The sequence below is a fragment of the Acidovorax sp. DMC1 genome (genome assembly GCF_056314325.1).
Map to the genome: position 1 here is coordinate 318,230 of NZ_JBQUYO010000005.1, position 10,855 is coordinate 329,084.

Below are 10,855 nucleotides of genomic sequence, written 5' to 3' on the forward strand. Positions count from 1 at the left end.
GCCATGGACTCAACAACTACAAATCCAACAGCAGTCAACACCATGTAGCAAGCGCTGCACGCCTGTACTATTTCTTTTGCCGACCCATATACCTGAAGGAGCACGCCATGCCCCGAACCAACCACATACCCTTTCGGAAAAACTTACTGGCCATTGCGATTGGTGCAGTGTTGACACCTGCCTGGGCGCTGAATCTGGTACAGGAACCGCCTCTTCCCACCTCCAAATCGGCTTTCGTCGCCCCAAATGTAATTATCTCCATCGATGATTCGGGGAGTATGAATTATGGCGTCAAAACAAGCAGCGATGGCTCAACAGCTACAGGCCCAGGCTACACGGAACCGGATAGCAGTGGCAAGTGGAAGGATGACGCACGCCGTGTAAAGGTTCTGCAATATGCATTGAAAAAGGTCTTTAATGATAAGGACCTAATACCAGAAAACAAACTGCGGATCGCTTGGCAGTCCATGAATAACGGCACCCAAAAGAACGTCAACGCCGCTGGCATGGTAGTCAACTCGATGCGCCCGATTGATGCTTCCGTGGGGAGCGGAAAGGTACATCGCGACAACTTCCTTTCCTTTGTCAATGGGATATCGCCTGGCAGTACGACCCCGTTGCACCGGCTCCCGAGCCAAGCAGATGCCTACATGCGGCGCACGCTGAACAGCAGTAGTCCGTGGGCGACCGATCCTGGTGGCACCGGCAGCAAGGCCACTGAGTATTTGGGGTGCCGTCGCAACTACCACATCTTGATGACAGACGGTCGCTGGAATGGCGCGGTTTCTGGAGGCACGCAGGACGGTGTGGATTGGGCCTCCTTAGGTGACCGCAAGGCGTACAGTACCACCTCAGATCAGACCAAGGTTTATTACGATAACTATTCGGATACGATCTCCGACTGGGCATTCAAAAGCTGGATGGAGCCTTTGCAGACGGCTTCTCTTTTGAAAGACTCTGACAAGCTTAAACCCTCGAAAATTTATGACGAAGCCCCCGCCACGGAGTTTTTTACTCGAACAATCACTAAAACCAAAATTATAACCGTCTCTGGGAGCACCGGTTCACAACGAAGAGCGGCATGCGAAGCCCTCTCTGGCGTTTATCTAACTGGAACAAGTAATAACTGTCGAGTGCCCGATGGAACCGAAACCAAATCGGTTGATTTACAAAAATACTGGAATCCAAAATACAACCCAGCGACGTGGCCACATATGGTCACGTATACCATCGGCTTCAGCGATGATGCAACTACGTGGCCTGGTGCAAGCAATATTATTGGACCAACAGACAAGGTTCCTTTTGGTTACGATAACAGTTTCATCGATATCGTAACGGGGTTCCAAACCTGGCCGGCGATGGATAGTGAAGACAAGCGTGCACTGGATTTATGGCACGCCGCTATCAATGGGCGTGGCCGCTATTATTCTGTATCAGAAGCTCAAGACCTCGCCAAAGCATTTACCGAAATTATCGGCAAGATCAACGAAGAGAGTGCACCACTGCCTGATGAAATCGCCGGCGGCGGCAGTACGAGCGGATATAATGTTTCTCAAAGCAACGCGGGAATTTTTGCGTCTACCTACAGCCCGAAAAGAGGCTGGAGTGGATCTATTACTGCTACGCGCGCCATTGAACCTGAAGAATATGCGTGCCCCACTGAGGCAGATCCCGGCCTGAAATGCATTCGCTTTCCAGACACGGTTTCTGGTTGGCAAGGCAAATCCACGGCGGACCGGCTTGACGAAGCATGGCCTGTGGATGGTGCCGTGGATAGCCGTCTTGTTTTAAGCTGGAGTGACTCAACCAGTGGTGGTATTCCATTCAAATGGTCTTCTGGCACTCCTATTGGCTACAGCACAGAGCAGAAGTGGGCATTGCTGGGCGTTACGTCCGGTGACACCACGATCGACCCGTTGAAGACCAACGGAATCAATATCGTTAATTACATCCGAGGCGACCGTAGACTGGAGGGCACAACCACCGCCAAACCATTGCGTGAACGTTTCAGCCGTCAGGGTGATGTGGTCAATTCTGAAATCTGGTATACCGGGCGCCCGATCAGCAACTACTCAATGGGTTACTCGACCTTTGTCGCCGCTCAGAAAAACCGGACGCCTGTTCTCTACGTGGGTGGCAACGACGGCATGCTGCATGGATTTTCGGCAACCGACGGCAAAGAACTGATTGCCTATGTGCCCCGTGGAGTGGTCGGCGGGCTGAAAGACCTAACCGACAAGGATTATCAGCACCGTTATTATGTTGACGGCTCACCCATGACCGGCGACATCAAGGACGGTAGCAACTGGAAGACCCTGCTGGTGGGTGCACTGGGTGCAGGTGGCAAAGGCTACTTTGTGCTGGATGTCACCAACCCTGGCAGCTTTGGCACGGCCAACGCAGCTGACCTAGTGATGCTGGATAAAACCCGTGCCCAAAACGAGGCCGAGCCTAACTGCAGCGCACTTTCAGGGTCGGCAAAAAGCGATTGCGAAAAGGGCGTAGCCGATATGAGGGATATTGGCAACATTACCGCTGTGCCAGGGCGTAACCCAGCCAACAAGCAGGAAGCTACGCAAATCACGCGCCTAAACAACGGGCGGTGGGCTGTAGTGATGGGCAACGGTTACAACAGTACCAACCAGCGCCCAGTTCTGCTCGTGCAGTACCTGGATGGTGATAGAGCGCTCAAACGTATTCAGGCCGTCCCAGCGACAGTTGCCACAGGCACAGGGAACGCCAACGACAACGGCTTAGCATCGCCCACACTGGTGGACCTGGATGGTGATGGCAAGACCGATATTGTCTATGCCGGTGACAACTTGGGTAATCTCTGGAAGTTCGACCTTACTAGCGCCACCGATAGCGATTGGAAGGTGGCCTTCGGCGACAACAAGCCGCTGTTCACTGCGCGCGGTCCGGTCACACTATCCAGTACCACGCGCGACCAAGTCCAACCGATCACCGCTCCACCTATCGTGCGCCCAAATGATCGCAGCATGACGGTAGGCTCGGGTCCGAGCGCAAAAACAGTGCCTATTGGAGGAATGATGGTCGCCTTTGGCACAGGACGTAACCTTACGGCCAACGACCGCCGAACTGACATCACACAACCCGTACAAACGCTGTATTCGGTGTTGGATAACACGCGCTACCGCATGAAGTCAGACAAGAGTTCACTCGAAGTACACCCGGGCGCAGGCGACTGTGTGGCGGCACCCACAACCTGCGTGCCAGCTCCCGAGCAGGTCGGCACCATTGCGAATAGTGGGGCCCCCCTGGCCAAACAATCTATCACGACCGTATCTGGTGATGACGCTACCGTGACCGCAACCCAAGAACTGAAAAAGGAAACCTGGAAGGATTACAAAGGCTGGTACTTGGACTTGCCGTTCAGCGGTGAGCGTCTGCTCAAGCCCATGCAATTCTTTGATGGCAGCAATATTCTTGCGGTTTACAGCGAATCACCCTCAGGCACCAAGAACAGCGAGAGCGACAACATCAACGAAAGCTGTGTGCCTGTGAAAGTTGATACCAGCGCAGGCAGCCAGTTCCGTACCTTTGTCAACATCATGGATGGCAAAATTCCGACGGTCCAGCTGGTGGACACCGACAACAACGGCATTTACAACGCGACCGCTGACAAAAAAGTGGCCCGGGTTGCTGTGAAAACAGGCACACCAGTTCTGATCACTAAGCGTGACCGCATTCAGGATTTGACAGGTGGTGGCGGCGCACGTGACACGTTGAACCGCATGCCCGAGCAATCCATGCGTCCCAGCTGGCGCCAACTGAAGTGAAAGACAAACCATGATTGGACAATCACAGCGAGCACAACGCGGCTTCACACTCATCGAAGTGATGATTGTGGTGGTCATAGTGGGCATTCTTTCGGCCATTGCATATCCTAGCTACGCAGAATACGTTGCACGCGGCCATCGGGCAGATGCGCGCGCTGGACTGTTACAGGCTCAACAGTGGCTAGAGCGTGCAGCGACAGCTACCGGCGTATATCCAACAGCACTTCCTGCCAATTTAACTTGGGCTGCAGATAGCACAAAGCGGTACACCATTGGGTTTGCTGCAGGCAACACCAACTCGGCTTTTACATTAGTTGCTACTCGTAAGGTAGGAGGAGGCCAAGCCAAGGATAAATGCGGCGATTTCACGCTTACAAACACTGGAGTGCGTGGTGCGCTGAATTATTCAAGTGGTACAACAGCCGAGGAGTGCTGGAACAAATAGACGCTGCCACTACTAAATCCGCACGAACCTTAAACGGCTTCTGCAATCACTTCTTTACCAAGCGCTTGGATTCCGAGCGCTTTTTTTTGCCTGAATTGGGCCTAGAGGACGGACACTACGCCTTGTCACCATTCGTGCTCAATCGCGGCACAGATGCCCACCGCGACTTGCAGGAATAGGGTGTTCGCTTTTGCCAAGTCATCTATCGACAAGCAAGGGCAGGTCCCCTGCGCCGTCAAGCCCTGCGCCCTACGATTTTTGGTATCCACCTAACGCAGAACCTGTTTGGCATTCTTTGTATCTCAAACAAAATGGCGTTTATCATGGACACTCGCAATCCTTCCCAAACCTCTGGCTCCGACGACGCGTTTGACCCCGATTCGACTTCGGCATTCCAGCGACGCATGGAGCGTGCCCCAGAATGGTTCTGTTCCTTTTTGGCTGGCAACAGCCGGGAAAAGAGCCGTTTACGCAGAGAGATGGCCACGATGAAAGGCTCGGTGGTCTGGCTGGTCCAGCAACGCCGACAGGGCACCTGGAGTGCAGAGGAGCGGGCCCACCTGCGAGATGTGATGCGGTCCGCTTCATCGGTCAGCCCGTATCTTTTCATCTGGGTGATCCCGGGCTCGATGCTGTTGCTGCCCTTCATGGCCTGGTTTCTGGACAAACAGCGCAAGCGGCGGGAGCGCAAGCTTTTGCGATAGCACTGCACGCGGCGAAAGGGCAGGTAGTGCTCAAAAAGGCGGCCCCGCCAGCTCGCCCATACGGTTTTAGCCCAGAGGCTACGCCCAGTTGCTGGTAATGACCACCAGCATGCCCGCCCCTACCAGGCCCAGCTGCCAGCGCAGCGCCGTGGACCACGAAGGTACGTGGCGCTCCACCCGCAGATACAGGAGGCGGCCGGCGACTAGCGACAGTGCGAAGGCCAGCAGCATACCCAAGGCGTTCAACACGGGCGAAGTGGGCCAAAGGTGGCTGACCACCGCGTTGACCAGCAAGCACACAGCAAAGTGCACCAGGAAGACCGAATACGACATCTGACCGAGCTTTATGAGCGGAGATACGCCGGAAAAGCTGCGGACGCGATCGGAGCGCATGGCCACCACCAGGCACAGCGCCGTGACCGCAGCCACGGCAATGCGCGCGCGGAAGTCCACGGCCAGTGCCACGCCTGCCAACAACGCCATCATCGTCATCCACCCCTGCGCCTGGGGGGCACGGGTCGCCCAATAGGCCAGCATGCCAAGGCCGTAAGCACCAAAAAAGTACAGCGCCCACATGTCCAGCCCCGCCATGCGGTTGAACAGCCACAATGAGGCGCCCGCCATCAGCAACACCAATCCTTGCGACACGGCCGCCGCTTGGCGCCGTAACTGGCGCATTGGCAGCGCACGCACCCCGGCGAGCATGAGCACGGTCAGGGCAAAGAGCTGGAAGTCGATGGCCACGTACCAGACGCCAGCCGATAGAGCGCCTGCGCCCACGATGTCCTGCAGCAGCAATGCGTTCGCCAGCAGCTGCGAGAAAGTGGGCTGGTCGGGCACGGAGTGGTGGTCCATCCAAGGCCGAACCAGGGCAGACACCAGCACCGCCAGCACCAGCGCCACGGCGTAAGGCACTACCAGACGCACAAACCGCTTGGCAATGGCGGTGCCAGCGTGTTCAAAACGGGCCACGCCCTGGGGTGCAAGACTCGCAGCAGCCAGATACCCGCCCAGCACCAGAAACACCTGCACCGCCATGCGTCCGTAGTCGTACAGCCAGGCCATGAGGGCTGGAGCCAAAGGGTGGGCGATGTCGGACATCGGGCCATAGAAGGCCAGGTGGTGCCACACGATGGTGGCGCAAGCCATGCCCTTGATCATGTCGATCAACGGCGTTCGGGATGTGGACGAGGACATAGGGGGTGTTCGTGAACTCCAGCGGACAGAACACCGCCAGACATCCGTAGCCACCCCTACCGCGTTATCTACCCTGCCAGGCAGCGAGACGAACGGAACAAGGGGCGGAGCAACAAAACCCTCTATTGTCCTCGGTTAGAGGATTTTTTGCACCAACCTGCTGTCGCGCCGGGGTCGCCCCTACACAGCGTGGGTCACCCGACCGCAAATCCAACCCTCTGATCGGCGCGAACAGCCGTCAATAGCGCAGGCTGCCCTCGGCATCCACTATGGCCAGCTCGACGTAGGTCGAGCCATTGTGGTTGCGCGGCGAATACTTCACGTTGAAGCGGCCAAAGGCAATTTCCCCCGCGTCTTCCATCGTTTTGGAGAACGACTCGGTGGTCAGGTTACGCCCCGTGCGGCGCAGCCCCTCCACCAGCAAGCGTGCGTGGACAAAGCCCTCGAACTGGGAGGCCGACGGTTGGGCGCCAGGCGACTTGGCGCGCAACAGGTTCAGATATTCGGCCACCACAGGGATGGTGGTGTTGCGCAGCGACGGCATGATTTGCGCCAGGATGATGCCCCGCGCCTTGTCCTTGAGTTCGCGCTGGATCACGTCCATGCTGGCCACCGAGAACCCGTAGTAGGCAGGCCGCGCTGCCGTGGCCTGCACGGCCTTGATGTAGCTGGTGAAGGTGGTGCCGCCCGAGGCCACGATCACCGCCTGGGGCTGGGCTTTCTCGGTGGCTTGCGCGGCAGCGGCAAAGTCGGGCTGCTTGGGGTCCACCTTGATCTCGGCCAGGAAGGGCAGCTTCTCCTCTTCCGATGCTTTCTTGAGCTCGCCCGCCAGTGTCTTGCCCAGGCCGTCGTCCTGAAAGAACACGGCTACACGGGTGATGCCTTGCTGGCGCAGTTGCGACACGATCTTGCTGGCCTCGTTCGCATAACCCGCGCGCACATGGAACACATAGGGATTGAACGCCTCACGGAACACCGAGGCGCCCGTGACGGGGCCAAACAACAGGGTGCGCTGCTCCTTGATCAGCGGCAGGATGGCCGCCGTCTGCGCCGTGCCGGTGCTGTGGAAGATCATGAACACCTTGTCGTTTTCCAGCAGCTGACGGGTGTTCTCGACGGCCTTTTGCGGGTTGAAAGCATCGTCGAGCGTGGTGTAACGGATCATGCGGCCATGCACCCCGCCCTGCGCGTTCACCGCGTCGAACAGCAGTCGCGAGCCCTCCCCGTACTGTGCCGTCTGCGGCCCCAGCGGCCCCGACAGCACCACCGACGCACCCAGCCGAATTTCATCGGCCGTCACACCTTCATTGCGGGCATGAACCAGGGCGGTGGCGCACACGGCCAGCAGGCACACAAAAGCACGGAACATCGGGCATCTCCCTCGCAACATGGTGACAAGGCCGGTAAACACTGCACCGACCTTGATTGATTATTTTTCATCACCATTATCAGTAGAGACCTGATCCTCCCCATCCGGGTTTCCCCTTGGGTACATCGCCGCGGAAACAGGGGCAGAAGTCCCACCCCACAAAGACAATCGCCCGCCACGTGTCGGCACACATGGCGGGCGAAACGGGTGTCAGAGTGAGGTACGGAAATGACCGCAGGGCGCCGGAGGCAAGAAGCCCCCGCGCCCCTCACGCAGAGCGCAGAGCGCAGAGCGCAGAGCGTCAGAGCTTGAGGCGGGCGCGGGCTGCCTCGTATTCGCTTCGCAGCTTGGCGACCAGCTCGGCAGTGCTGGTCACGGCGTTGATGGCACCGATGCCCTGGCCGCAGCCCCAGATGTCCTTCCAGGCCTTCTTGGCGTCACCACCAAAGTTCATCTTGCTGGGGTCGGACTCGGGCAGGTTGTCCGGGTCCATGCCTGCCGCACGGATCGAGGGTGCCAGGTAGTTGCCGTGCACACCCGTGAACAAGTTGCTGTAGACGATGTCGTCCGAGTTGCCGTCCACGATGGCCTGCTTGTAGGCCTCGCTGGCACGTGCCTCATGCGTGGCGATGAAGGCCGAGCCGATGTAGCCAAAGTCCGCCCCCATGGCCTGTGCAGCCAGCACCGCGCCGCCACTGGCGATAGAGCCGCTGAGCGCCAGCGGGCCGTCGAACCACTGGCGGATTTCCTGGATCAGCGCAAACGGGCTCTTGGTACCCGCATGGCCACCCGCACCGGCCGCCACGGCGATCAGGCCGTCAGCGCCCTTCTCAATGGCCTTGTGCGCAAACTTGTTGTTGATGATGTCGTGCAGCACCACGCCGCCCCATGCATGTACGGCCTGGTTCACATCCTCGCGCGCGCCCAAGGACGTGATGATGATCGGCACCTTGTACTTGGCGCAGACCTGCATGTCGTGCTCCAGGCGGTCGTTGCTCTTGTGCACGATCTGGTTGATGGCGAAGGGTGCGGCGGGCTTGTCGGGGTTGGCCTTGTTGTAGGCCGCCAAGGTTTCGGTGATCTCGGCCAACCATTCGTCCAGCAGCTCTGCGGGGCGGGCGTTCAGGGCAGGCATGGAGCCCACCACACCGGCCTTGCACTGCTCGATCACGAGCTTGGGGTTGCTGATGATGAACAGCGGCGACCCGATGACGGGCAGCGACAGGTTTTGCAACACGGGAGGCAGTTTGGACATGGCTACAACTTCCAGAACAAGAATAGGGATGAAATAGACCGGACGCGCTGGTGAATCATGCGCCCGTAGCTATCATTTTTATATCAAGGCCCCTGCCCTGCAGGTGGCCTGTCTCCTCACAGCACGCCAGTCCTTCAGAAGGCTTCCAGCGCCAGCTCGGTCACGCTGGCTGCGCCTTCCACAATGCTGTCGCGCAGGCCTGGGGCCTTCACCAGAATGTGGTCGGCATAGAACTGGGCCGTGGTGATTTTTGCGCGCATGAACGCTTCGTCCTGTCCCTTTTGCAACAGGTCTTGCGCCACCAGCAGGCTGCGGGCCAGTTGCCAGCCCGCCACCACATTGCCTGCCAGCATCAGGTAAGGCACGCTACCTGCAAACACGGCGTTGGGCTGGGCCTTGGTGCCACCGGCCACGAAGTCGATCACGTCGAGCAGCGCCTTGCGCGCGGCTGTGAGGCGTTTGGCCACGGCCAGCGCGGCAGGGGTGCCGCTGGCCAGCAGATCGGCCTCGGTCTTCTCGATCTGCGCAGCAATGCCCTTGGCCACTTGGCCGCCATCGCGGGCTGTTTTGCGGCCCACGAGGTCGTTGGCCTGAATGGCGGTAGTGCCTTCGTAGATGGTCAGGATCTTGGCGTCGCGGTAGTACTGGGCCGCGCCAGTTTCTTCAATGAAACCCATGCCGCCGTGCACCTGCACGCCCAGGCTGGTCACCTCCAGGCTGGTCTCGGTGCTGTAGCCCTTGACCAGCGGCACCATGAATTCATAGAACGCCTGGTTCTGCTTGCGCGTGTCGGCATCGGGGTGGTGGTGCGCAGCATCAAACGCCGCAGCCGCCACCGTGGCCATGGCGCGGCAACCTTCGACGGTGGCGCGCATCGTCATCAGCATGCGCTTCACATCGGGGTGGTGAATGATGGGCGCGCTGGCGGCAATGCTGCCGTCCACGGGGCGGCTTTGCACACGGTCTTTGGCGTACTGCACGGCCTTTTGGTAGGCGCGCTCGGAGATCGCAATGCCCTGCATGCCCACGGCGTAGCGAGCCGCGTTCATCATGATGAACATGTATTCGAGGCCACGGTTTTCTTCGCCCACCAGGTAGCCCACGGCACCGCCGTGGTCGCCAAACTGCAGCACGGCCGTGGGCGATGCCTTGATACCCAGCTTGTGCTCGATGCTCACGCAGTGCGCGTCGTTGCGTGCACCCAGCGTGCCATCCTTGTTGACCATGAACTTGGGCACTACGAACAAGCTGATGCCCTTCACGCCCTCGGGCGCTCCTTGCACGCGGGCCAGCACCAGGTGCACGATGTTTTCGGCCATGTCGTGCTCACCGTAGGTGATGAAGATCTTGGTGCCGAAGATCTTGTAGGTGCCATCGGGCTGCGGCTCGGCGCGGGTGCGCACCAAGGCCAGGTCCGAGCCCGCCTGGGGTTCGGTCAGGTTCATGGTGCCGGTCCATTGGCCGGTCACCAGCTTCTCCAGATAGGTGGCCTTGAGCTCATCGCTGCCTGCTGTCAGCAGGGCCTCGATGGCGCCATCGGTCAGCAGCGGGCACAGCGCGAAGCTCATGTTGGCGCTGTTGGTCATCTCGATGCAGGCGGCGCCAATCGTCTTGGGCAGGCCCTGGCCGCCGAAGTCGGCTGGGTGCTGCAGGCCTTGCCAGCCGCCGTCGGCGTACTGGCGGAAGGCTTCCTTGAAGCCCGGGGTGGTGGTGACCACGCCGTCTTTCCAGCTCGATGGGTTCTTGTCGCCTTCCCAGTTGAGCGGAGCCAGCACGCCCTCATTGAACTTGGCGCACTCTTCCAGCACGGCAGAGGCCGTGTCCAGTCCGGCGTCTTCAAAACCGGGAATCTGCGCGATCTGTTCAATGTTGGCCAGGTGCTCGATGGCGAACAGCATGTCCTTGACGGGGGCGGTGTAGCTCATGGGTGTCTCCGGGAAAGCAAAATTTCGTCAAAAAAAAGGCATCGCGAGCGATGCCTTTGTGTGCACAGGGGCGTTCTTACAGGGCCTTGACCAGTTCAGGCACAGCCGTGAACAGATCCGCTTCCAGCCCATAGTCGGCCACACTGAAGATCGGTGCCTC

The 10,855-nt window shown here is 58.9% G+C and carries 7 protein-coding genes; 3 read left to right on the top strand and 4 right to left on the bottom strand.

Translation table 11 applies throughout. The features are described from left to right. The first annotated feature begins 107 nt into the window (after nucleotides 1-107). From ACT531_RS13520 to ACT531_RS13530, 3 genes are all read left to right on the top strand, one after another. Nucleotides 108-3,800 carry a pilus assembly protein gene (locus tag ACT531_RS13520; RefSeq protein WP_476017738.1) on the top strand — a complete coding sequence of 1,231 codons (3,693 nt, stop codon included), beginning with the start codon at nucleotides 108-110 and terminating at the stop codon, nucleotides 3,798-3,800. 10 nt (nucleotides 3,801-3,810) lie between these two features. Further along, nucleotides 3,811-4,245 carry a type IV pilin protein gene (locus tag ACT531_RS13525; protein WP_476017739.1) on the top strand — a complete coding sequence of 145 codons (435 nt, stop codon included), beginning with the start codon at nucleotides 3,811-3,813 and terminating at the stop codon, nucleotides 4,243-4,245. Between the two features lie 323 nt (nucleotides 4,246-4,568). Beyond that, nucleotides 4,569-4,949 (top strand): hypothetical protein, encoded by a 381-nt coding sequence (locus tag ACT531_RS13530; RefSeq protein ID WP_476017740.1) that lies wholly within the window; start codon nucleotides 4,569-4,571, stop codon nucleotides 4,947-4,949. 78 nt (nucleotides 4,950-5,027) lie between these two features. Here the strand turns inward: ACT531_RS13530 and ACT531_RS13535 are convergent, their stop codons facing one another. From ACT531_RS13535 to ACT531_RS13550, 4 genes are all read right to left on the bottom strand, one after another. After that, nucleotides 5,028-6,146, bottom strand: a complete 1,119-nt coding sequence (locus tag ACT531_RS13535; RefSeq protein WP_209820659.1) for an acyltransferase family protein — start codon at nucleotides 6,144-6,146, stop codon at nucleotides 5,028-5,030. 238 nt (nucleotides 6,147-6,384) lie between these two features. Beyond that, nucleotides 6,385-7,515, bottom strand: a complete 1,131-nt coding sequence (locus ACT531_RS13540; protein WP_476017741.1) for an ABC transporter substrate-binding protein — start codon at nucleotides 7,513-7,515, stop codon at nucleotides 6,385-6,387. Between the two features lie 301 nt (nucleotides 7,516-7,816). Next, nucleotides 7,817-8,770 carry an NAD(P)H-dependent flavin oxidoreductase gene (locus ACT531_RS13545; protein WP_015015116.1) on the bottom strand — a complete coding sequence of 318 codons (954 nt, stop codon included), beginning with the start codon at nucleotides 8,768-8,770 and terminating at the stop codon, nucleotides 7,817-7,819. Nucleotides 8,771-8,904: 134 nt separating this feature from the next. Further along, a complete protein-coding gene (locus ACT531_RS13550) occupies nucleotides 8,905-10,695 on the bottom strand; it encodes an acyl-CoA dehydrogenase (RefSeq protein WP_060987256.1) in 1,791 nt (596 codons plus the stop codon). Nucleotides 10,696-10,855 lie beyond the last annotated feature (160 nt).